Source organism: Pseudomonas proteolytica (assembly GCF_007858275.1).
Taxonomy (GTDB): Bacteria; Pseudomonadota; Gammaproteobacteria; order Pseudomonadales; family Pseudomonadaceae; genus Aquipseudomonas; species Aquipseudomonas proteolytica.
In genome coordinates, this window is record NZ_VFEV01000015.1 from 118,449 (window position 1) to 141,092 (window position 22,644).

The 22,644-nt window shown below is 61.9% G+C and carries 16 protein-coding genes and 1 rRNA gene; 6 read left to right on the forward strand and 11 right to left on the reverse strand.

Annotated elements, in window-relative coordinates:
• Positions 1 to 123: 123 nt before the first annotated feature.
• The 6 genes from FIV38_RS13025 to FIV38_RS13050 all read right to left on the reverse strand — a co-directional run bounded on the left by FIV38_RS13025 (position 124) and on the right by FIV38_RS13050 (position 8,014).
• Complete coding sequence (locus tag FIV38_RS13025; protein ID WP_092235390.1) at positions 124 to 2,544, reverse strand: TonB-dependent siderophore receptor; 2,421 nt, start codon at positions 2,542 to 2,544, stop codon at positions 124 to 126.
• A gap of 82 nt (positions 2,545 to 2,626) precedes the next feature.
• A complete protein-coding gene (locus FIV38_RS13030; protein WP_029293219.1) occupies positions 2,627 to 3,586 on the reverse strand; it encodes a FecR domain-containing protein in 960 nt (319 codons plus the stop codon).
• The gene (locus FIV38_RS13035; protein WP_029293221.1) at positions 3,583 to 4,098 is read right to left on the reverse strand and encodes a sigma-70 family RNA polymerase sigma factor; all 516 of its coding nucleotides are present in this window, start codon (positions 4,096 to 4,098) and stop codon (positions 3,583 to 3,585) included. The genes FIV38_RS13030 and FIV38_RS13035 overlap by 4 nt, the downstream gene beginning before the upstream one ends.
• A gap of 155 nt (positions 4,099 to 4,253) precedes the next feature.
• Complete coding sequence (locus FIV38_RS13040; RefSeq protein WP_092235387.1) at positions 4,254 to 4,808, reverse strand: DUF4174 domain-containing protein; 555 nt, start codon at positions 4,806 to 4,808, stop codon at positions 4,254 to 4,256.
• A 164-nt stretch (positions 4,809 to 4,972) separates the two neighbouring features.
• On the reverse strand, positions 4,973 to 5,605 hold the full coding sequence (locus FIV38_RS13045) for a glutathione S-transferase N-terminal domain-containing protein (RefSeq protein WP_092235384.1): 633 nt from the start codon (positions 5,603 to 5,605) through the stop codon (positions 4,973 to 4,975).
• A 51-nt stretch (positions 5,606 to 5,656) separates the two neighbouring features.
• Positions 5,657 to 8,014: a DNA polymerase II gene (locus FIV38_RS13050; protein WP_092235381.1), complete on the reverse strand. Its 2,358-nt coding sequence runs from the start codon at positions 8,012 to 8,014 to the stop codon at positions 5,657 to 5,659.
• 227 nt (positions 8,015 to 8,241) lie between these two features.
• Between FIV38_RS13050 and FIV38_RS13055 the strand changes: the two genes are divergently transcribed.
• From FIV38_RS13055 to FIV38_RS13080, 6 genes are all read left to right on the forward strand, one after another.
• On the forward strand, positions 8,242 to 10,473 hold the full coding sequence (locus tag FIV38_RS13055; protein ID WP_092235378.1) for a TonB-dependent receptor: 2,232 nt from the start codon (positions 8,242 to 8,244) through the stop codon (positions 10,471 to 10,473).
• Positions 10,474 to 10,729: 256 nt separating this feature from the next.
• Positions 10,730 to 11,617 (forward strand): LysR family transcriptional regulator, encoded by an 888-nt coding sequence (locus tag FIV38_RS13060; RefSeq protein ID WP_029293231.1) that lies wholly within the window; start codon positions 10,730 to 10,732, stop codon positions 11,615 to 11,617.
• A 116-nt stretch (positions 11,618 to 11,733) separates the two neighbouring features.
• Positions 11,734 to 12,840 (forward strand): tartrate dehydrogenase, encoded by a 1,107-nt coding sequence (locus FIV38_RS13065; protein WP_029293234.1) that lies wholly within the window; start codon positions 11,734 to 11,736, stop codon positions 12,838 to 12,840.
• Positions 12,841 to 12,842: 2 nt separating this feature from the next.
• Positions 12,843 to 14,291: an aldehyde dehydrogenase family protein gene (locus FIV38_RS13070; protein WP_092235375.1), complete on the forward strand. Its 1,449-nt coding sequence runs from the start codon at positions 12,843 to 12,845 to the stop codon at positions 14,289 to 14,291.
• A 32-nt stretch (positions 14,292 to 14,323) separates the two neighbouring features.
• Positions 14,324 to 15,082 carry an SDR family oxidoreductase gene (locus FIV38_RS13075; RefSeq protein WP_092235372.1) on the forward strand — a complete coding sequence of 253 codons (759 nt, stop codon included), beginning with the start codon at positions 14,324 to 14,326 and terminating at the stop codon, positions 15,080 to 15,082.
• A 28-nt stretch (positions 15,083 to 15,110) separates the two neighbouring features.
• Positions 15,111 to 16,082 (forward strand): cyclase family protein, encoded by a 972-nt coding sequence (locus FIV38_RS13080; RefSeq protein ID WP_092235369.1) that lies wholly within the window; start codon positions 15,111 to 15,113, stop codon positions 16,080 to 16,082.
• 1 nt (position 16,083) lies between these two features.
• Here the strand turns inward: FIV38_RS13080 and FIV38_RS13085 are convergent, their stop codons facing one another.
• The 5 genes from FIV38_RS13085 to rrf form a co-directional block, all read right to left on the reverse strand.
• The gene (locus FIV38_RS13085; protein WP_235861017.1) at positions 16,084 to 18,498 is read right to left on the reverse strand and encodes a TonB-dependent siderophore receptor; all 2,415 of its coding nucleotides are present in this window, start codon (positions 18,496 to 18,498) and stop codon (positions 16,084 to 16,086) included.
• 110 nt (positions 18,499 to 18,608) lie between these two features.
• A complete protein-coding gene (locus FIV38_RS13090) occupies positions 18,609 to 19,583 on the reverse strand; it encodes a FecR family protein (protein WP_092235363.1) in 975 nt (324 codons plus the stop codon).
• Positions 19,580 to 20,092 carry a sigma-70 family RNA polymerase sigma factor gene (locus tag FIV38_RS13095; RefSeq protein ID WP_029293247.1) on the reverse strand — a complete coding sequence of 171 codons (513 nt, stop codon included), beginning with the start codon at positions 20,090 to 20,092 and terminating at the stop codon, positions 19,580 to 19,582. Before FIV38_RS13095 ends, FIV38_RS13090 begins: the two co-directional genes overlap by 4 nt.
• Positions 20,093 to 20,207: 115 nt before the next feature.
• Positions 20,208 to 22,100, reverse strand: a complete 1,893-nt coding sequence (mrdA, locus tag FIV38_RS13100; RefSeq protein WP_029293249.1) for a penicillin-binding protein 2 — start codon at positions 22,098 to 22,100, stop codon at positions 20,208 to 20,210.
• Positions 22,101 to 22,322: 222 nt separating this feature from the next.
• Positions 22,323 to 22,438: ribosomal RNA gene (gene rrf, locus FIV38_RS13105) — 5S ribosomal RNA — on the reverse strand.
• Positions 22,439 to 22,644 lie beyond the last annotated feature (206 nt).

A 22,644-nucleotide genomic window follows, 5' to 3' on the forward strand; every position in this document is an offset into this window, starting at 1 on the left:
CGCAGCACCAATCAAAGGTGGGAGCTGGCTTGCCTGCGATGGCGGTGTGTCAGTCGACAGTAACAGTGCCTGAACTACTGCTATCGCGGGCAAGCTCGCTCCTACAGGGGATCAGGGGCAGGGTTAGAAGTCGTACTTGATGCTGGTCATCAGGTTACGCGGCGCGCCGTACATTCCGTGGTTGCCGGCATAGCTGAAGTACTCGCGATCGAACAGGTTGTTGAGGTTGACCGAGGTACTTAGCTGCGGCGTCACGTCATAGCGCAGCAGCAGGTTGGTGATGGCGTAGCTACCCTGGCTGAACGTGTGCAGGTCTTCACCGACCTTGCTCTGCCAGTTCACTCCACCCCCCACGGTCACCTTGCTCAACGCTCCCGGCAGGCGGTAGGTCGTGAAGGTTTTCAGGCTCTGGCGCGGCAAGGTGGTGACGATGCGTTTGTCGTCGGCATCGGTGCTGACCGCATAGGCGTAACCCGCCGAGGCTTGCCAGCCTTCGGCCAGCTCACCGTTGAGTTCCAGTTCGACACCCTCGGTGGTGGTGCCCTTCTCGTTGCGATAGGTGTTGCCGCCCGGCGTGTCGATCCAGATCGCCAGGTTGTCCTGTTCCAACTTGAACAGCGCCAGGCTGGTGTTCAACTGCTCGTCGAAGAAACTGCCCTTCAAGCCCAGCTCGTAGCCCTTGCCTTCCATGGGTTCCAGGGCCTTGTTGTTGATGTCGCGCACCCAACTGGCCTGGGGATTGAAGATCTTGGTGTAGCTGGCGTAGGCCGACCAATTGTCGGTCAGATCGTAGACCACCCCGGCATAGGGAATGTACACGCCGGTTTCCGACTCGCTGGTACGGGTGGCAACGCTGCCGTAGGGGCTGTCCTGGGTTTCGCGCTTCCAGTCGATGACCCGACTGCCGAGGATCACGCTCAAATCGTCGGTCATGCGCAGGCGGGTACTCAGGTAGGCGGCGTACTGGCTTTCATCCACCGAGGATTTGCCGGTCACCGGGAAGTCCGGCTTGGCCGAGTGCCCGTCCCAGTTGAACAGGTTGTCGATGGCGCCCGCCGGGGAGCCGGAATACGCATAGTTCCAGCCGCCATGGCTGGGCACGTTTTCCTTGTACTTGGACAAGGTCACGCCGGCGATCAACTCGTGCTCACGGCCCAGCAGGTCAAACGGGCCGGTGGCGTACAGGTCGAGATTATCCTGGCGCGGGGTACCAGAGAATCGCACTGGCAACTGGGTGGTGCCACTGCCATCACTGTTGAGGCTGCCGTTGACGTAGTTGAACACCTCATCGAACTTGTTTTGCGAATGGGTGAACTCAGCCTTGGCGCTCCAGCCGCTGTCGAACTTCTGCTCGATGGAGGTAAAGAAGCTGGTCTGCTCATGGTCGTTATAGGACCAGGCCGGCGCAGTATTCAGGGAGCGGCTGAGGTTGCTGCGCGAACCATCGGTAAAGCGTGTGGGCAAACCGGAGCGCGCCGGGGCGTCGACGTCGGTGCGCAGGTAGCTCAAGCCCATGGTCAGCAAGGTGTCTTCGGTCAGGTCGAATTCAGTGATGCCGTACAGCAACTGGGTCTGCTGCTTGTAGCGGTCGACCCAGGCGTGTTCGGTCTTGTAGTCGGCCACCAAGCGCCCGCGCACATTGCCGGTTTCGGTCAGGGGGCCGGATACGTCGAGGCCGCTGCCGTAGCGGTCCCAGTTGCCTGCTTCGGCGGTTACGCTAGCCCGCGCCTCGGCTGTCGGGCGCTTGCGGATCAGGTTGATGGTGGCCGAGGGGTTGCCCATGCCGCTGATCAGGCCGGTGGCGCCGCGCACCACTTCCACCCGGTCGTACATCGCCATGCTCTGGGTGTAGTTGTCCATGCGGGTGACGGTGGGCACACCGTCGATTTCGAAGTTCTGGATCTGAAAGCCACGGGAGAAATAGGCGTCGCTTTCCGAACCCAGGCCGTCGCGCAACACGATGATGCCGGGGGTGGCATCCAGGGTGTCCGACAGGTTGGTCAGGCGCTGGTCGTCCAGGCGCTGGCGGGTCATGACGGTCAGTGATTGCGGGGTTTCCCTGGGCGTCAGGTTCAGGCGGGTTGAGCTGCTGGACGACTGCGTGGTGTAGGAGCCGGTGCCCTCGGTAGTCGACCCCGGCGCCTTGCCGGAGATCGATACGGTGCCCAGTTGCAATGCGCCGTCGGCAGGACGGGGTTGCAGGGAGTAGTTATCGCCGCTGCCGCGCACCGCTTGCAGCGAGCTGTTACTGAGCAGGATTGCCAGGCCGGTGTCGAGGTCATGTCGCCCTTGCAGGCCGGGGCTGGTCTGCCCTTGCGTGAGCGCGGCCGGGTAGGACAGCAAGATATGCGTGGCCTGGCCAAACTGGTTCAACGCACCGGCCAGGGAGCCTGGGGCAATGTCGAACTCCTGCTGTGGCGCGGCCATGGCCCAGGCCGGCGCCAGCAACAACGGTGCTGCCCCGGCGAAGCTGGCAATGCCGCGGACGACGGCCACAGCCAGTGATTTTTTCAGTGTTGCCCGAATGGTGCGTTGCGGATGCATGCGCTGTTCCCCAGATAAGTGAGTGTCTGGGGATATAAGTCTCGTGAGATTCGGAAACGGACCACATGCATGCAAAATAAATTCATACCTGCGCCCGACGCGGTTTAAGCGTGACCCAGAACCGCGTGAAATGCTGCGCGTCCAGCTCGAGGGTCTGTTGCAGCGCAGTGAGGATGCGGTCTGTGTCGGCCAACGGATAGGTGCCGGACACACGCAGCTCGCGCACGCTCGAGTCACAGTCCAGATGCCCGCGTCGGTAGCGGCTCAATTCATTGAGGAAGTCTTCCAGGCGCAGGCCCTCGGCGACGATCATGCCGCGGCCCCAGGCCAGTTCGCCGGCGCGCTGCGGGCGTCGCGCCAACAGGGTCTGCTGGTCAAAGCTGACGATCTCGCCGGGCGAAAGGCTCAGGCTGCGCGATGGAATCTGCGCCGCCAGTGGCTGCCGGTCAGACCCCAACTGAGTAAACCCATCGCGCTGGCGCACGCTGAAGCGCCCGCCTGCGGCATGGGTCAGGCCTTCGGCGGTTTTCACCCACAGCGGGCGGGCGTCCAACGGGTTGGGTACTACCAGGATCTCCCCGCGCAACAGATGGATCAGGCGCTGGTCGGGGCTGTAGTTCACATCGATAGCGGTGTCGGTATTGAGCTGGATCTCGGTATTGTCCGCCAGGTCGATACGCCATTGCTCACCGACGGTGGTGCTGAAATCGCTGGTCCAGGGCTGCAACAGCCCGGCATCCCGGGCGGTCCACGCCACACTGCCGGCGGCCAGCAAGAGGGCCAGGTTTTTCAGGACCCGACGACGGGACAGCGCCGGTAACAGGGTGGCGCTGACCAGAGCCTGGTGCGCGGGGTCTCGCACCTCGTGCATGCGCTGGAAAAACCGCTGGGAATGCTGCCATGCCTGCTCGTTGAGAGGATCTTGCTGGCGCCAGGCCAGCCATTGCGCGCGGGTCTGTTCAGTAACGTCCGCTGCCTGCAACTCCAATTGCCAGTGCATGGCCTGCTCGGCAGCTTCCAGGGTCAGGGGCAACGGATTCATGGGCGCTGGCTGTCGAGCACAATGCACTGCGCACCGGCCTTGACGATGTAGCGCTTGACCGTAGTGATGCTGGTGCCCAGGCGCTCGGCAATTTCGCCGTGGCTCAAGCCATCGAGCTGCGACCAGAGGAAGGCCTGGCGCACCGGCAATGCCAGGCGGCCGAGCACTTCATCGAGGGCCATCAGGGTTTCCAGGAGCAGCCATTGGGTCTCGGCGCTGGGCGCCACCTCTTCTGGCAACAGCGCCAGGGCTTGCAGGTAGGCCTTTTCCAGCTTTTGCCGGCGAAAGTGATTGGACAGCACGCTTTGTGCGACTTTCGCCAGAAAGCTGCGGGGGGCTTGGACCTCAAGGGGTTGATTCTTGGCGAGCAGGCGCAGAAAGGTGTCCTGGGCCAAGTCAGCAGCGCTCTGCGAACAGTTCAAACGACGCCATAACCAGTGCTGCAGCCAGCGGTGTTGCTGCTGATACAGGGTGGCGAGGTCAGTGGGGCTTGTCGCAGGAATCGGAGGCATGGAGGACGCGCACAGGAGGTAAGCCGTAAATGATAACGGTTATCATATGCTTCATGGCGCAATGCCTGCAAGTGGCACACGGCTTGTAGGACTTGCCAACGTGTCCACTGTAGGAGCCAGCTTGCCGGCTCCTACAAAGGGTTGTTCCGAAAGCGTCAATCTTCCAGAGGTTGCGGCGCGTGCTTGCCAGGCTTGGCTTTTACGCCAGGCTTGCCCGCAGCCGGTGCGGCGGGTTCTAGTTCGGCGGGTGCGGCGGCTTCTTTTTCGGCCATTGGCATTTTATCGACTGCGGCAAAAAATTCTGCAAGGTCAAGGGTATCGGGGGGTACGGTCTTTTCGACTTTCTTCTCGCCGTCCTTGCCCACCAGGATCACTTTGGTACCGGCGCTGGCGCCAAGCTTGAGGGCACGGATCAGCGCGTTGGTGTCCTGGGCGCCGAGGTCCTTGCCGTCGCGCTGGCCGACGGTGCCGATGCTCGTGTAGTTCACGGTGTAGAGCACCATGTTGCGCTCGGCGAACTTCTGTTTGTTCTCAGGCTGTTCAAGATCTTTCTTGAGTTGGACCTGAGTCGGGTCGATAGAGCTGGGTGCAATCACGATCAGCGGGCGAAATTTGCCTTGATCCTGTTCCAGCGGGCCTCGGTTATCCGCAGCCAACAACGGCCCCGTAAACGCCATCAAGGTAGCCAGGGTCAGCGACCGGACGAGCATGCGTACCTCCTTCCAATTCCATGCAGAGTTTTTGAGTTTCATGTCTGCGACAGTCAATTTCAAGGATGATTCCTACGCGACTATCAGAAAGAGTAGGCTAGGACGCCCGCGACGCAAGGGTTTGAGGCCCATCGGGCCTCATTGTTTCTTCTGATTGCCAGGGCTCACTGCGCGGGCCAATCCGGCCAGTGCCAGGCAAAGACCGGAGCCACCTGCGGATCGCCATCCACCCGCGCCAGAGCCTGGGCGCACGCGGGGTGGGAATGCTGCAGGACGTCCCGCACGCCCTCCCAACGGGACACGGCGGCCGCCATGATGCCCAGGGCATTGGGCAACCCCTGCGGGGTAAAAAGCTGCCCGGCAAACTGCTCGGCAAATACCTGCCAGGTTCGATGCAGTTTCTGTTGCGTGCCCGCAATCAGTTGCGCCTGCACCGTCTCGTCGGCGTCGTCGAGAAAGCGTTGTGGGTAGTCAATGATGGTGATCGCCGAGTAGCAGTTGGCGGCGATGTACACCAGGCCGCGAATGATCTGGGCACGGTTACCAGATAGCAGTCCGCTGGCCGGATACTCGAGGCCCAGATGGATCAGGATCGCCGCGCTTTCAGTCAGCACGCTGGCGTCGGGCAGTTGCAGGGTGGGGATTTGTCGTAGCGGGTTGATCTGCCCGAGGGCCTCCATCCCCGCCGTGTCGCCCCAGGGGCTGGCATCGACCTGTTGCCAGGGCACGCCGCTACGTTGCAGGGCGATTTCAACGATGCATGAGCCTGAGCTTTGCGTGCCGTAGAGCGTGTACATGGGGCGTTCCTCCGACCGGTTCAGCGTCCAGAGTGAAACGTTTTCCCGCTGTTAAAACAAGCCCATCTGACCACCGACCAAGGTGCTGAAATCGTCATCGACAAACGGCAGGATCGCGTCGGCCACCGGCTGCAATTGCCGGGTGACGTAGTGGTCGTAGTCGATCGGCGCCTGGCGCACCTCCAGGGGTTCGGGGCCGTTGACGGTGATCACATAGCGGATCCAGCCACCGTTCTGGTATTGCCGTGGACGACCCTGGCGGTCGTTGTACTCATCCGCCAGGCGCGCGGCGCGCACATGGGGCGGCACGTTGCGCTCGTAGTCGCCCAGTTGCCGGCGCAGGCGCTTGCGGTAGATCAGCAGTTCATCGAGTTCGCCGTCGAGGGTGCGGCGCACGTAGTCACGCACGTAATCCTGGTGGGGCTGGCGATGGAAGATGCGCTGATACAGCTCCTGCTGGAATTGGCGGGCCAGGGGCGACCAGTCGCTGCGCACGGTTTCCAGGCCTTTGTAGATCATTTCCTCACTGCCATCGGCCCGGGTCACCAGGCCTGCATAACGCTTCTTGCTGCCCTCCTCCGCACCGCGAATGGTCGGCATCAGGAAGCGGCTGAAGTGGGTTTCGTATTGCAGTTCCAGGGCGCTTTGCAGACCGAATTCGCGCTGCAGGCGTTCGCGCCACCATTGGTTGACGTGCTGCACCAGGCCCTGGCCGATGCGTGTGGCCTCCTCCTGGGAGTGGGCACTACCCAGCCAGACGAAGGTGGAGTCGGTGTCGCCATAGATCACTTCATAGCCCTGGGCTTCGACCAGTTCGCGGGTCTGGCGCATGATCTGGTGGCCGCGCAGGGTGATGGACGAGGCCAGCCGTGTGTCGAAGAACCGGCAACCGCTGGAACCCAGCACGCCGTAGAAGGCATTCATGATGATTTTCAGGGCCTGGGACAGCGGCGCGTTATGCTCGCGCTTGGCCACCTCGCGGCCTTCGGAGACCCGCGCCACAATCGACGGCAGGCAATGCCGGGTGCGGGAAAAACGGGCGCCGCGAAAGCCTTCCACCGACTCGCTGTCGTCGGGATGGCGCAGGCCTTCGATGAGGCCCACGGGGTCGATCAGGAAGCTGCGGATAATCGACGGGTAGAGACTTTTGTAGTCCAGCACCAGCACCGACTCGTACAGGCCGGGCCGCGAGTCCATGACAAAACCACCGGGGCTGGCCTGGGGCGGTTTGTCCCCCAGGTTCGGCGCGACAAAGCCCTGGCGATGCATCAGCGGCATATACAGATGGGTAAACGCCGCCACCGAACCGCCATTGCGATCCGCCGGCAAGCCGGTGACGCTGGCCCGCTCCAGCAGGAACTTGAGCAGTTCGGTCTTTTCGAAAATGCGCGTCACCAGCTCGCAGTCCTTGAGGTTGTAGCGCGCCAGCGCGGGCTTGTCCTCGGCGAACATACGGTTGATCTCGTCCATGCGCTGGTAGGGCGTGGAGATCGACTTGCCTTCGCCGAGCAGGGTCTGGGCGACGTTTTCCAGGCTGAAGGATTCAAAGGTCCAGGTGGCCGAACGCAGGGCTTCGATGCCATCGATGATCAGTCGCCCGGCAGCAGCGGCGAAGTAATGGTTACGGCTGCCATGTTCGCGCCAGGCCATGGCCTCGCCGCCACGGCCAAGCAGCAATGGCACGTTGAGGCGCTTGGCATGCTCATGGAGGACCCGCAGATCGAACTGCACCAGGTTCCAGCCAATGATTGCGTCGGGGTCGTGTTGTGCCAGCCATTGGTTCAGGCGCTCCAGCAGTTGGGCGCGGCTGTCGCAGTATTCGAGCTGGAAATCCACCGCGTCGGTTTTATTCGGCGGGCCGAGCATATACACCTGGCGTTCACCACAACCTTCCAGGGCGATGGAGTACAGCTCGCCGCGCGCGGTGGTTTCGATATCCAGAGAGACCAGCTTCAACGCCGGACGGTAGTCCGGCGCCGGCTTCATCTGCGCCTCCAGCAGCGTCCCGCCCTCGCCCGGTGTGCCGTCAAACGCCACCGGCGCGGTGATAAAGCGTTCCATCATGTAGCGCTCAGGCGGACGTACATCGCCTTCGTAGACATCCACGCCGGCCTGGCGCAGGCGTTTTTCCAGGTCCATGGCCTGGCGATGCTGGCGGGTATAGAGGCCCAGGACCGGGCGGTGATGGAAGTCACACAACTGCAGCGGGCGCAGATCCACATCGCGCTCACCCTTGAGCACGCGTTGCGCGTGCTCACGATGGGCCACGGGAATAAACATCACCGAAGGCTGCACCGGTAGACGGATATACCGCGGCCCCTGGTCGGTGGCCAGCCAGAAGCTGACCTGCGTGCCCGCCGGGGTGTCGTGCCAATGCCGGGTCAGGACAAAACCCTGCTGTAAATCCACCTTGCCGCACCTCAGAAATCGCTTTCAGGGCGCGATTCTACTCGGCATCCGCCGTAAGGCCTTAATAGAAATTTTCTGGCCTTCAGAAAAGTCGGACAGCACAAAACAGTTTGTAAAACACTATTTAGCACTTATTATCATTTGCACCGGAGTCGTATTCGCGCAATGAGGAAGCGCAACGCCATTGCCCCCTTCCTCACACTGACGGTTCACCGTCCGGATCGACCATGCCCACCTGTGCCCGACTTGCCGTGCCGTTTCGCCCGACCCTGCTCGCCCTGTGCTGCTCCCTGAGCTTTGCCGCCCACAGCGCCCCCCAACCAACCCCGCAGGATGCGAGCAACGGCCAGGCCCTGGAACTGGGGGCAACCAGCATCAGCGCCGAATCAATCATCCCCGGCGCCCTGCCCCCGGTGTACGCCGGCGGCCAAGTGGCGCGCGGCGGGCAATTGGGGGTACTGGGCAACCAGGACATCATGGACGTGCCATTCAGCATGGCCTCCTACACCGAAAAACTGATTCGCGACCAGCAGGCCGAGACCGTGGGCGATGTACTGCTCAACGACTCATCCGTGCGCCAGGCGTCGGGTTACGCCAACCAGTCGCAATTGTTCGTGATTCGTGGCCTGCCACTGAATGGTGATGATATTTCCTACAACGGCCTCTACGGCATCCTACCCCGGCAGATCATGTCCACCGACGCCCTGGAGCGGGTGGAAGTGTTCAAGGGCCCGAACGCCTTTATCAACGGGGTAACGCCCTCCGGCTCCGGTATCGGCGGCGGCGTAAACCTGCAACCCAAACGCGCCGGCGATGAACCGCTGCGCCACTTCAGCACCGATATCAGCAGCGAAGGCCGGATTGGCCAGCACTTGGATATCGGCCAGCGCTTTGGCGAAGACAATCGTTTTGGCGCACGGGTGAACCTGTCCCAGCGTGAAGGCGATACCGGCACCGACAATGAAAACCAGCGCTCCAAGCTGTTTGCCGCGGGCCTCGATTACCGGGGTGATGCACTGCGTCTGTCGGGGGATTTCGCGTATCAGAAGCAGCGCGTCAATGGCGGGCGCAACTCGGTGTTCCTGGGGACAGCCGTGACCCAGGTACCCGACGCACCGTCGGCCGACACCAACTACGCACCGCGCTGGAGTGCGACCAATATTGAAGACACCCTGGGCATGCTGCGCGCCGAATATGACCTGAACGACAACTGGACCGCCTACGCGGCGGGCGGGGTCAAGCACACTCGGGAGATGGGCCAGTACTCATCGGTGACCATCAACGACAACCTGGGCAACGCCCAGACCAGCGCTTCGACCATCGCCCACGAAGAAGACAACAGCAGCGCCATGGCCGGCCTGAACGGCAAGTTCCAGACCGGCCCGGTGAGCCATCGCCTGAACTTCGGCCTGGCGGGGATCTGGACCGAGGCACGTAACGCCTATGTGTTCGACAGCGCCAAGACTCCCTCCAATATCTACCAGCCGGTGACCGGCGCCGAACCGCGCCTGAACAGCCCACGCAATACCCCTGGCACCGACTTCAGCGACCCGACCATCACCGCCAAGACCTTCGTGCGCAGCGCGGCGGTCTCCAACACCTTTGGTTTTGTCGATGATCGCCTGCTGGTCACGCTCGGCCTGCGCCGCCAGCAAATGGTGGTGCAGGGCTACAACTACATGAGCGCCAGCCGCACCGCCAACTACGATCAGTCGATTACCACGCCGGTGTACGGCATTGTGTTCAAGCCTTGGGAGCATGTGTCACTGTATGCCAATCGGATTGAAGGATTGGCCAAGGGGCCGACCGCACCAGAGAAACTGGGTGTTCGCACGGTGACCAACGCTGGCCTGGTGTACGCCCCGGCCCGCTCCAAGCAGGTCGAGGCCGGGGTCAAGGTCGACATGGGCACCTACGGCGCAACGCTGGGGGTGTATCGCATCGAGCAGCCCGGCGCCGGCTACAGCGAGATCATCGACGCCACCACCGCGCGTTTCGTGCGTGAAGGCGAACAAATCAACAAGGGCGTGGAACTCAACGTATTCGGCGAACCGCTGGCCGGCCTGCGCCTGCTGGGCGGTGTGACAGTCATGAAAACCGAGCTAAAGGGTACACAGAACGGCGCCAACGACGGCAACCGCGCGATTGGCGTGCCGTCGTTCCAGCTCAATGCGGGGGTGGATTGGGATGTGCCAGGCCTGCAAGGCGTGACCCTCAGCGGGCGCATGCTGCGCACCGGCGGGCAGTATGTCGATGCCGCCAACAAGCTCAGCCTGCCGGCCTGGAACCGCTTTGACCTGGGTGCACGCTACAACTTCAAGATGGACCAGCGCGACGTCACCCTGGGACTTACCGTGGACAACGTGGCCAATACCAAATACTGGGAATCGGCGATGGGCGGCTACCTGACCCAAGGCGATCCGCGGGTGGCCAAGCTGTCGGCAAGCATTGAGTTCTGAGCCCCACCTTACAGACTGAGATCCCGGATCCAGCGCTAAGCTGTCTCGCCCTGCGAGGCTGCGATAGCGGCGGCACAGGTACCAGAAATATCGCCTGAGCCACCGCTATCGCAGCCTCGCTAACGCTCGACAGCTCCCACATTTTGGTCTGTATCAGGCCGAAAACAGCATTCACAAAGTATGTTGAGTTGGCAGGCTATTGGACAGCCCGGCCCCAACTGCGTAGTTTTCACAGACCGCGCACAAGGACTCTGGCATGGCCCCCGACCTCACCTCCATCGAGCTGTTCCTCAAGACGGTCAAGCTGGGCAATCTGTCCCGGGCTGCCGAGCAGTCGCACCTCTCGCTGTCAGCGGCCAGCCGGCGTCTGTCGTTGCTCGAACAGCATTTCAAGGTCGCCCTGTTGCACCGCTCCTCGACCGGCGTCTCACCGACGGCGGCCGGGGAAGTGCTGGTGGAGCATGGGTTGTCGATCTTGCGGGCGGTCGACGTAATGCATGCCGACCTCGCCGACTACGCCAAGGGCGCCACCGGCCGCGTGTGCCTGTATGCCAACAGCTCGGCGATGAGCCAGCAACTGCCCAGCCAATTGACCCAATGGAACGCCCTGCATCCTGGTATCCGCCTGGATATCCGCGAGGAACGCAGCCGCGAAATCCTGCAAGCGGTGCGTGATGGCGTGGCCGATGTGGGGATCGTCACCACCCAGCCCAGCGGCGAGGAACTGCGCTTTGTCCCTTACTGCCAGGACCGCCTGTGCCTGTTGGTACCCGATGATCATCCGTTCAAGATGCGCCATGCGCGCTTTGAGGATTTGTTGGGCTACGACTTTGTCGGCCTGGAAGATAACGCCGCCATCACCGCGCTGATCACCGAAGCCGCTGCGGCGATTGGCATGCCCCTGCGCCTGCGGGTCCAGGTACGCAGCTTTGAAGCCGTGTGCCGGCTGATTGCCGCCGGCCAAGGGGTTGGCGTGCTGCCCCAGGGCGCCGTGCAGATCTTTCGCAAGGAAATGGCCTTGCGCTTTATCGAAATCGACGACCCCTGGGCCGACCGCCAGATGTACCTGTGCATGCGCCAGCAACAGCCCTCCCCTACAAGCCTGGCATTATTCGACTACCTCGGTGCCTGTAATCGCGCATAACCGCCGGCCTTCGAATTTTGCGAAGGCCACTTCCACAATCAGCAATTCCCCCACCGTTGCACCTGTGCCAAGAATGTCCCCGCCTCACTGACAACCACAAAAACAGGAGACACGGCGTGTCCAATTCCACGACCAGCACCCCCCATCGTATTGCCGTGATTCCCGGCGACGGTATCGGCCGCGAGGTGGTGCCCGAAGGCCTGCGTGTACTGGAGGCCGTCAGCCGGCGTTTCGGGATTGCCTTTGAGTTCGATCACTTTGCCTGGTGCAGCGAACACTACCTGGCCCACGGCAGCATGATGCCGGACGACTGGGCCGAGCAGATCGGCAGCCATGACGCGATCTTCTTCGGTGCCGTGGGCGCACCGGACATCATCGCCGACCACACGGCAGTGTGGGAGTCGCTGCTGAAGATCCGCCGCCAGTTCGACCAGTACGTCAACATCCGCCCGGTACGCCTGATGCCTGGCGTGCCCTGCCCGCTCGCCGGCCGTGTGCCGGGGGATATCGACTTTATCGTGGTGCGGGAAAACACCGAGGGCGAATACTCCAGCGTCGGCGGGCGGATGTGGGAAGGCACACCGCGCGAGATCGCGGTGCAAGAGTCGATCTTCTCCCGCGAAGGCGTGGACCGCGTGGTGGACTATGCCTTCAAACTGGCTCAGCAGCGACCGCGCAAGAACCTGGTGGCCGCCACCAAATCCAACGGTATTTCCATCACCATGCCGTTCTGGGACGAGCGGGTGAACCTGATCGCCCAGCGCTACCCGGACGTCAAGACCGCTAAATTCCATATCGATATTCTGTGTGCACACTTCGTGCAGCACCCGGACTGGTTTGACGTGGTGGTGGCCTCCAACCTGTTTGGCGACATCCTCTCCGACCTCGGCCCGGCCTGTACCGGCACCATCGGTATTGCCCCGTCGGCCAACCTCAACCCCGAGCGACGCTACCCGTCGCTGTTCGAGCCGGTGCATGGTTCGGCACCGGATATTGCCGGGCTGGGCGTGGCCAACCCCATCGGCCAGATCTGGTCGGCTGCGTTGATGATCGAGCATCTGGGCAATGGCAACCCGCTCCACCAACAGGCCGCAGCCGCCATTGTCTCGGCCATCGAGACGGTACTTGCCGAGGGGCCGCGCACCCGGGAAATGGGTGGCAGTGCCAGTACGATTGAAGTGGGCGTAGCCATCGCCGAATGCATCGCCGGGAACAGGAGCTGAACATGATCAATGCACACTACATCGCCAACCAATGGCAGGCCTCGACCTCACTTGAAGATATCCCGGTGATCGACCCCAGCAGCGGCGAAACCTACTCCAGCATCGCCCGGGGTACCGCCGCCGATATCGACGCCGCCGTCAGCGCCGCACGCCTGGCCGTGGGCGAGACCTTTGATGGCCCATGGGGCACATTGTCGGCCCTGGAGCGCAGCCGCCTGCTGGCCAGGCTCGGCGTGGCCGTATTGGAACACCACGAACAGCTGGCGCAGATCGAAGCACGGGACACCGGCAAGGCGCTGAAAGTCGCACGGGCCGATGCCACTGCCCTCGCCCGTTATTTTGAATATTACGCCGGCGCGGCCGACAAGCTGCACGGCGAAACCCTGCCCTATGAGAACGGCTACACGGTGCTCACCGTGCGCGAGCCCCATGGAGTGACCGGGCATATCATCCCGTGGAACTACCCGATGCAGATCTTCGGCCGCAGCGTCGGCGCCTCCCTGGCAGCGGGCAATGCCTGCGTGGTCAAGCCGGCCGAGGATGCCAGCCTGTCGCTGCTGCGCCTGGCGCAGATTGCCGCCGAAGTGGGCTTTCCGGCCGGTGCGATCAATGTGGTGACCGGCTACGGCTATGAAGCCGGCGCTGCGTTGTGCGCTCATCCTGGAATCGATCACATCTCGTTTACCGGCTCCACAGTCACCGGCACGGCGGTGTCGAAAGCGGCCGCTGAGCGGCATTGCCCGGTGACCCTGGAACTGGGCGGCAAATCACCGCAACTGGTGTTCGCCGATGCGGACCTGGATGAAGCCTTACCGGTGCTGGTCAATGCCATTGTGCAGAACTGTGGGCAGACCTGTTCGGCGGGCAGCCGGCTGCTGGTAGAGCGCAGTATTTATGAAGCGCTGCTGGAGAAGCTCAGCCAGCGCTTCCGCCAATTGCGCACCGGGCCCTCGGCGCTGGACCTGGATATGGGGCCGCTGATCAACCAGAAGCAGCAACGCCTGGTGCGCGAGTTCGTACGCGAAGCCGAGCAGGCCGGCATCACCGTTGCCGCGCGCGGCCAGGTGGTGGCCGAAGCCGGCAGTGGCGGTTACTTCCAGGAAGCGGTGCTGTTTCGTGACGTGCCGCCCGACAGCCGCCTGGCCCAGGAGGAAGTCTTCGGTCCGGTACTGGCCGTGATGCCCTTCGACGACGAAGCGGAGGCCCTCCGCCTGGCCAACGGCACCGATTTCGGCCTGGTCGCCGGCGTGTGGACCCGCGACGGCGCCCGGCAAATGCGCCTGGCGCGCAAGCTGCGCTGCGGCCAGGTTTTCATCAATAACTACGGGGCTGGCGGCGGGGTTGAACTGCCCTTCGGCGGCGTCAAGGCCAGCGGTTATGGCCGGGAAAAAGGCTTCGAGGCCCTGCTGGGCTTTACCACCTTGAAGACCATTGCGATCAAACACGGCTAAGCCATTACAACAACAAGAAAGGAGAACACTCCATGCGTCTCGCAAACAAAGTAGCCATCGTCACTGGCGCCGGCTCCGGCTTTGGTGAAGGCATCGCCAAGACCTTCGCCCAACAGGGTGCGCGGGTTATCGTCGCCGACATGAACGCCACCGGCGGCCAGCGGGTGGTCAATGAGATCGCGGCCAGCGGCGGGCATGCGCACTTCGTCGAGGTCAACGTGGCCAACGACGAAAGCGTCGGCGCCCTGTTGCGGGCGACCCTGGAGCAATTCGGCGGGCTGGATATCGTCATCAACAACGCCGGCACCACCCACCGCAACCGACCGATGCTGGAAGTGGACGAGGCCGAGTTCGACCGGGTGTTCGCGGTCAACGTCAAAAGTATCTTCCTCAGCGCCAAGCATTTTGTGCCGCACTTTCGCGGCCAGGGCGGCGGCGTGTTCGTCAACATTGCCTCGACTGCGGCGATCCGCCCGCGCCCGGGGCTGGTCTGGTATAACGGCAGCAAGGGTGCGGTGGTGATCATGAGCAAGACCATGGCAGCGGAACTGGGCCCGGACAATATCCGCGTCAACTGCGTGAACCCGGTGGTCGGCGCCACGGCGCTGCTCAGTGAGTTCATGGGCGTGCCGGACACCCCGGAAAACCGCCAGAAGTTCATGGCGACTATCCCCCTGGGACGTTTTTCCACCCCGCAAGACGTGGCCAATGCCTGCCTGTACCTGGCCTCGGACGAAGCGGCTTTTATCACCGGCACTTGCCTTGAAGTCGATGGTGGGCGCTGCGTGTAACTCAACGACCATAGGGATCGGAGTCGATATGTGTGACTTACATAACAAGAACGAACCGAGCACCAAGCAATTACTCGATGGCCTGCCAAAGAACTGGGGTAAATGGGGACCGGACGATGAGGTCGGCGCCCTCAATTACCTGACCGAAGCCGAAGTACTGCGCGGCGTGGCCTCGGTGCGCCAAGGCAAGACCTTCACGTTGCAAGTGCAGATCGGCCATCCGGGCGGCGACCCGATGTGGCCGGCACGCAACCCGTCGATGCGCTTCAATACCCTGGATCACAGCCACTATCACTTCGGCAAGCAACCGGAAATGACCGGCGGCGCAGCGTATTGCGACGATGTGATCTTCATGCAGCTGCAAGGCTCGACCCAGTACGACGCCCTCGGGCATGCCTGGTACGACAATCAACTGTGGAACGGCTACGACGCCATGAGCACCGTCGGCGGCATGGCCAAGGCCAGTGTGCTGGCAATTGCCGAACGTGGCGTGGTCGGGCGCGCGGTGCTGATCGACATGGCCCGCCATCGCGGCAAGAAATACCTGGGCCGTGGCGAAACCTTCAATCACCTGGACTTGCTGGCGGCCGCCAAGGCCCAGGGCGTGACCATCGAAAAACGCGACATCCTGATCATCCGTACCGGCTCCATGGGCGCGTTCTACGAGTATGGCAAGACTGAGTTCTTCAAGGACCTGGTGGAGCCTGGCCTGACCTACAGCCGGGAGTTGGTGGAGTGGTTCCATACCATGGAAATCCCCAATCTGGTGACCGACACCATCGCCAATGAGGTGATCACCGATCCGGTGTCGGGGGTGCAGATTCCATTGCATTGCGCGCTGATGCGCAACCTCGGCATCGCCTTTACCGAGATCGTGCTGCTGGAGGATCTGGCCGCCGATTGTGCCGACGACGGCCAGTGGAAGTTCCTCTACACCGCCGCACCGTTGAAGATTGTCGATGGCAGCGGCGCGCCGGTGAACCCGGTGGTGATCAAGTAGCTCACCAGTCGTAGGACACGGCCAGGGACGCAGTGCGCTCCTGGCCGTAATAGCAACCAAAGGCGTAGTTGCAGGACGAGACATACTCGCGATCAAACAGGTTCTGCACGTTGAGGCTGGCTTCGGCGCCCTTGAATGTGGGGCTCAGGCGGCTCAGGTCGTAGCTGACCGTAGCGTCGTAGACCACGAACGACGGGGTCTTGAAGGTGTTGGACGAGTCGCCGTATTTCTTCCCGGTGTAACGCGCACCGCCACCTGCGGTCAGGCCGGCCAAGGCATCACTGGAAAAATGGTAGTCGGCCCAGACGCTGCCGCTCCACGGGGCTTGCGCCTCGCTGCGGTTGCCCTCATCGCCGTAGTTGCTCTTGGTATAGATCGCGTCCAGGTACGTCAGCGCGCTGATCAACTCCACCTGGCCGAACCGTGCCTTGCCTTCGAATTCGACGCCGCGTGAGCGCACTTCACCTTCCTGCAACTGGTATTCGCGATAGACCAGATCGCCGGTCAGGACGTTTTTCTGTTTGATCTGGAACACCGACAAGGTCAGCAATGACTGGTCGTTGGGCTGGTACTTGACCCCCGCTTCATATTGCTCGCCCTCCACCGGTTTGTAGGCGCCGCCACCGCGTTCCGGGGCCAGACGGCCGACGCTTGGCAGGAACGACTCGGCATAGCTGACGTAGGGCGCCAGGCCGAAGTCGGTGAGGTAAGTCAGGCCCACGCGACGCGTGAGTTTTTTGTCTTTCTGCGACACCGTGCTGCGGTCCAGCAGGTCGCGGTTGATCACTTCGGCCCAGTCTTCACGCAGGCCCATGGTGAGGATGAAACGATCAAACCTGATCTGGTCCTGGGCATACAGGCCGGTCTGCTTGACCGTGTTGTTCCACTTGGTGGTCAGTTGCGGCTGGCCAAAGGTGTGGTAGTTGGACGGTTTGTAGAGGTCGATGATTTCCGCGCCATAAAGGTTGTAACCCTGGTATTTACGGGTGAACTCGCGGTGATCGAAGCCCACCAGCAAGGTGTGTTCCAGGGCACCGGTGGCGAACTTGGCCTGCAGGTTGTTATCGAGGGTGTAGGCGCTGTTGTGTTGGCGCCAGTCCAGTTTGGTGCGGCTGGCGCGGGTATCGTCGGTGCTGCCGTCGGGCAGTTCGGCGAAGCGGTTGAGGTAGAAGCCTTTGTAGCGGTCGTTGACGTCGGTAAAACGTGCGGTCTGGCGATACTCCAGGTTGTCGTTGAATGCGTGGGAGAAGTCATAGCCCAGCACATATTGATCGCGGATGTAGTTGTTCCAATCGGAATCGCCGAGGAAGGTGTCGCGGTCGATGCGCTGGCCCTTGGAGTTGCGATAGAGCGTGCCGATGGCGGGTAGTGCCTGGTAATCGGCCAGGGATTTGTCGCGCTGGATCTGCGCGTAGAGGGTCAGGGCGGTGTCTTCGGTCGGCGCCCAGGTCAGGCTGGGGGCCAGCAAGGTACGGCTGTCGGTGGCGTGGTCGACCATCTCGTTGCCGTCGCGGGCCAGGCCGATCAGGCGGTAGCTCAGGGTTTTCGCGTCATCGATAGGGCCGCTGAAATCCAGGGCGCCGTTGACCCGGTCGTAGCTGCCCACGCCGAATTTGACCTGGTGTCGCGCTTCGGTGGTGGGACGCTTGGACACCAGGTTGATCATCCCGCCCGGTTGGTTCTGCCCGAACAGCACCGACGCCGGCCCCTTGAGTACCTCAATCCGTTCCAGGGTGTAGGGGTCGATTTGTGGCGCACCGCCGAGGCTGCCGGCGTAAGGCAGGTAGGCACCATCGAGGTACAGCAACGTGGGAGAAAAGCCACGGCTGCCCAACTCATCGGCGATGGTATTACGGTCGGTGTAGCCGTTGGTGTCCATGCCCGGGGTATAGCGCAGGGATTGGGTCAGGTTGCGCGCGCCCTGGACCTTGACCTGGTCGGCGGTGACCACGTTGATGGTCTGCGGGATTTCCAGGATCGGTGTATCGGTCTTGGTGGCCGTGGCGCTGCGGGTCGCGACATAGCCATCGACGGGGCCCCAGGCATTTTCTGCGACTTGGCCAGTGACCGTGGTGGCGCCAAGATTGAGCGCGCCCTCAGGCAGCAGATACAGGCTCCATGTGCCGTTTTCGGTGACGGTCAAGCCCAGGCCGCTGCCGGCCAGCAAGTGTTGCGCGGCCTGCTCCGGGCTGTATTGGCCCTGCAATGCGGGTGCGCGACGACCTTGCAGCAAGGCCGGGGTGACCGACAGCGTGCGCCCGCTTTCCCGGGACAGCCGGCTCAGGCTATCGCCGAGGGCTGCAGCGGGCAGATTGAAATATTGCTGGGCGCTGGCGGCGGTGTCGGCCAGGGCCACAGCGGGCTGGCCAATCACAGCCAGGGTTACGGCCAGGGTCAACAGGCAGGGACGGATCATCAAGGGTGCCATAGGGTGAGGATGCTCATTGTCAGGTTGGCGTTCCCTAACCTTGACTCGCGAGATCAGCGATCCCCTCACGCTGATTGAAAATAATTCCCATCGGCCACTCAGCGCACATCAATCAGGGTCAACCAAGGACCGTAGTGACTGATGCGCAGGGGGAAGGTCTGGGCCAGCGACTCCAGGGTTTGCGCCGGATCATCCAGCGGGTACACGCCATAGACGCGTACTTTTGCGGCCTGCTCGCTGACCCGCAGCACACCGCGGCGATACGGGCGCAGGGCGTCGATCAGCAGGCCCAGGGGTTCATCACGGATGTCGACGCGGCCATCGCGCCAATCTGCCCGGCTGCGCACCGAGAGCGGTACTGGACGCACATCGCTGTCGCTGAACCACGCCGCCTCCCCCGCTTCTACACGGCGCTGGCTGCCGCCGAGCGTGGTGACACGCACGCTATGCAGTTGCACCGAGGTCAAGCTGCCGGCGGCCTCCTGGCGCACCATGAATTGTGTACCCAGGGCCTGGACTTCTCCCTGGGCGGTAGCGATGACAAACGGTCGGCGCGGGTCGGCGGCGACATCGACGAACACTTGGCCCTCGCGCAGACGTACCAGGCGGCGGCTGCCGCTGAACTGTATATCCACCGAACTACGGGCGTTGAGACTCAGGCGACTGCCATCGGCCAAGGCGAAGGTCTTCCGCTCGCCGGTGGCTGTGTGGCGGTCGGCCCACAGACCTGTGAGTGGCTGGTCGCGGTCAAAGATCGCCGCGCCACTGACGCCGAACAACACCAGTGCCAAGCCACCACGCAGCACCTTGCGCCGCGACTCCGAATCCGGGGCTGCCAGGGCTTGGGTCACGGCACGTAACTGACCGGGGCTGCGGGCTTCGACGCGCTGCAAGTCGGCAATCGGCTGCTGCAGCAAACTGCCGACCCGTTGCCAGGCAATGGCATGCTGGGGGTTGGCGCGCAACCACATTTCGAAGGCTTGACGCACAGAGGGATCATCAGCGGCCGCCTCCAGGCGCAGTAACCAATCCACGGCAGCGCGGGTGGTGGCGTCAACCTTGGACTGGCTCATGTCAGGTCCGCCGACTCGGCCAGACAGTGCAGGAAAGCCCGCCGCAGATCGCGCTCCACTGTGGCCAGCGACACGTCCAGTTGCTGGGCGATAGCCGGTTGCGACAAGCCCTCGAGACGGTTGAGCATAAAGATCTGCCGGACACGGGGCGGCAGGCCATTGAGCAGGCGGTCGATGCTTTCGAGCGCCTCGCGTACCAGGGCCAGATCTTCTTCCGACGGTGTATAGGCGTCCGGCAGTTGCGCCAGGCTGTCGAGGTAAGTCTGCTCCAGGCGCTTGCGGCGCCAGAAACTGAATAACAGCCGGCGGGCCACGGTGCTGAGAAACGCACGGGGCTCATCGAGCTGGTTGAGCTGGCGCGCATCCAGAATGCGGATAAACGTATCTTGGGTCAGGTCCGCGGCATCCTGGGGGCACTTGAGCTGACGATACAACCATGCGCGTAGCCAGCGATGGTTGTCGTCATAGAGCGTTGCCAGAAGAGCCTTGGGATCGGTAGGAGTAGACACGCGGGCAGCCACAGACGTTAATGATAATTCATCTCATTATCTGCGCAGGCTGTGGCTAAATGCAATCGCTTATCTACCGGGCGGTCCCGCTCTCTGGCTGGAGTAAAACCTTCTTTCAGACGCGCGGATCACCCGAAGCCTTGGCGGGCGCCGCGTACTGCGGCTTAAGGTGGCCCTGCTGATCAAGCAGCCAGGCATCCATGATCTGGCGGACCACAGGGCCGGCCACGCGGCCGCCCGCCTCGCCGTTTTCGATCATCACTGAAATCACGATCCTGGGATGCTCCGCCGGAGCGAAGCCGACAAACAGTGCGTTATCGCGGTTGCGCTCGCGAGTCTTCAGACGGTTGTAGCGCTCACCCTGTTTGATCGCCACCACCTGTGCGGTCCCGCTCTTGCCGGCGATCCGGTACTGCGCGCCGGCGGCCGATGCGCGGGCGATCCCGCGCGGATCGTGCATCACCATTTGCATGCCGTGGTTGACCTGGTCCCAGTCGCGGGGGTTCTTAAGCACGACATTGGGCATCGGGTGTTCATCCACGGGCGGTACACCGTCAATGGTCTTGGCCAGATGCGGGCGATTCCACACGCCCTTGTTGGCGATCAGCGCGGTGGCCTGGGCCAGTTGCAATGGCGTGACCTGCATATAGCCCTGGCCGATGCCAAGGATCACGGTTTCGCCCGGGAACCACGGCTGGCGGCGCGTCGCACGCTTCCAGGCCTGGGACGGCATCAGGCCGGCCGACTCTTCGAACATATCCAGGGAGACTTTCTGGCCGAGGCCGAATTCGGCCATATAGTCGTGTAGGCGATCGATCCCCAGTTTGTGGGCCAGGTCATAGAAGTAGGTGTCGTTGGAACGCATGATGGCAGCGTCCATATCTACCCAGCCATCGCCGCTGTGGTTCCAGTTGCGGTATTTGTGATCAAAGTCGGGCAGTTGGTAGTAACCAGGGTCAAAGACCCGTGTCTGTGCGGTGACGACACCACTGTCGAGACCGGCGATGGCCACTTCCGGCTTGATCGTCGAGCCTGGCGCATACAGCCCGCGCAGCACCCGGTTGAATAACGGGCGGTCAATGGAATCATGCAGAGCGGCATATTCCTTGAAACTGATGCCGGTGACGAACGAGTTGGGGTCAAAGCTGGGCTTGCTGACCATTGCCAGGACTTCGCCGGTTTGTGGATCCAGGGCAACCACTGAACCACGACGGTCGCCCAAGGCTTCTTCGGCGGCTTCCTGGAGCTTGATATCCAGGCTCAGGACAATGTTTTTACCGGGAATCGGGTCGGTATGTTTGAGCACCCGCAGCACTCGGCCCTGGGCATTGGTCTCGACTTCCTCATAACCCACATGGCCGTGCAATTGCGCCTCATAGAAACGCTCGATTCCGGTTTTACCGATAGATTGCGTGCCACGGTACTCGACCGAATCCAGTTCTTTTGACTCTTTTTCGTTGATACGGCCCACGTAGCCAATGGAGTGCGCGAAGTGTGCGCCCAACGGGTAGTGACGCACGAACTGTGGCTCCACATCCACGCCTGGCAGGCGGAATTCGTTGACCGCCAATATGGCGATCTGTTCTTCAGTCAATTCATAGAACAACGTTACGGGCACGAACGGGTGACGCGCCTGTTTCAAGGCCTTGTCAAAGACTGCGCGGTCTTCGGGCGGCAGATGCAGGAGAGTGATGATCGAATCCAGTTCGCCTTTGAGATCGGTAGCCCGCTCGCGGGTGATGGTCAGGTTGTAACTGGGGCGGTTATCGGCCAGGACCACGCCGTTGCGGTCGTAGATCAGGCCGCGGGCCGGGGTGATGGGCAAGACATGGACACGATTGTTTTCGGAAATGGTGGAGTGATAGTCGAACTCGACCACTTGCAGGAAATACATGCGGGCGACCAAGGCACAGGTGATGCCAAGCACCAGTATTGCGCAGGCCAACAGGCGTTTATTGACCAGGCGATGTTCTTTCTCGTGGTCTTTGATCGGTATGGCTTCGGGCATTTCTACAGCATCTCGTTGAGCAGGGACAATGCCGCTTCCTGCGGTGCAAAGATCAGTCCTTGGAACAGGTGCTGCACCATACCAAAAATGCCGAAACACTTTGTATTGAATTACCCGAACGGCAGTTCAAGTGGGTACCAACAGCGTCAAGAGCACCCTTTGCTTTTCTACCGCCCAAAACAAAACCCCAACTGCTTTCGCAATTGGGGTTTCGGAATTTAATCTTGACGATGACCTACTCTCACATGGGGAAACCCCACACTACCATCGGCGATGCATCGTTTCACTACTGAGTTCGGGATGGGATCAGGTGGTTCCAATGCTCTATGGTCGTCAAGAAATTCGGGTACTGAGTCGTGGCCAGTTGGCCTCGCTTCAGCAAATTGGGTATGTAATAGAAGTCGGTGTTTTGTGAGATTCGAACTTTCGGTTCGTTTCGTCTTCACACACCGCAATCTGGCCTTTCGACGCAAATTGCTTGGGTGTTATATGGTCAAGCCTCACGGGCAATTAGTATTGGTTAGCTCAACGCCTCACAGCGCTT

Excerpts from the sequence above, each read along its gene's own strand:
- FIV38_RS13075 (WP_092235372.1), top strand. The coding sequence starts at position 14,324 with ATGCGTCTCGCAAACAAAGTAGCCATCGTCACTGGCGCCGGCTCCGGC.
- FIV38_RS13045 (WP_092235384.1), bottom strand. The coding sequence starts at position 5,605 with ATGTACACGCTCTACGGCACGCAAAGCTCAGGCTCATGCATCGTTGAA.
- FIV38_RS13080 (WP_092235369.1), top strand. The coding sequence starts at position 15,111 with ATGTGTGACTTACATAACAAGAACGAACCGAGCACCAAGCAATTACTC.
- FIV38_RS13025 (WP_092235390.1), bottom strand. The coding sequence starts at position 2,544 with ATGCATCCGCAACGCACCATTCGGGCAACACTGAAAAAATCACTGGCT.
- FIV38_RS13070 (WP_092235375.1), top strand. The coding sequence starts at position 12,843 with ATGATCAATGCACACTACATCGCCAACCAATGGCAGGCCTCGACCTCA.
- FIV38_RS13085 (WP_235861017.1), bottom strand. The coding sequence starts at position 18,498 with ATGATCCGTCCCTGCCTGTTGACCCTGGCCGTAACCCTGGCTGTGATT.
- FIV38_RS13055 (WP_092235378.1), top strand. The coding sequence starts at position 8,242 with ATGCCCACCTGTGCCCGACTTGCCGTGCCGTTTCGCCCGACCCTGCTC.
- FIV38_RS13030 (WP_029293219.1), bottom strand. The coding sequence starts at position 3,586 with ATGAATCCGTTGCCCCTGACCCTGGAAGCTGCCGAGCAGGCCATGCAC.
- mrdA (WP_029293249.1), bottom strand. The coding sequence starts at position 22,100 with ATGCCCGAAGCCATACCGATCAAAGACCACGAGAAAGAACATCGCCTG.
- FIV38_RS13060 (WP_029293231.1), top strand. The coding sequence starts at position 10,730 with ATGGCCCCCGACCTCACCTCCATCGAGCTGTTCCTCAAGACGGTCAAG.
- FIV38_RS13090 (WP_092235363.1), bottom strand. The coding sequence starts at position 19,583 with ATGAGCCAGTCCAAGGTTGACGCCACCACCCGCGCTGCCGTGGATTGG.
- FIV38_RS13035 (WP_029293221.1), bottom strand. The coding sequence starts at position 4,098 with ATGCCTCCGATTCCTGCGACAAGCCCCACTGACCTCGCCACCCTGTAT.
- FIV38_RS13040 (WP_092235387.1), bottom strand. The coding sequence starts at position 4,808 with ATGCTCGTCCGGTCGCTGACCCTGGCTACCTTGATGGCGTTTACGGGG.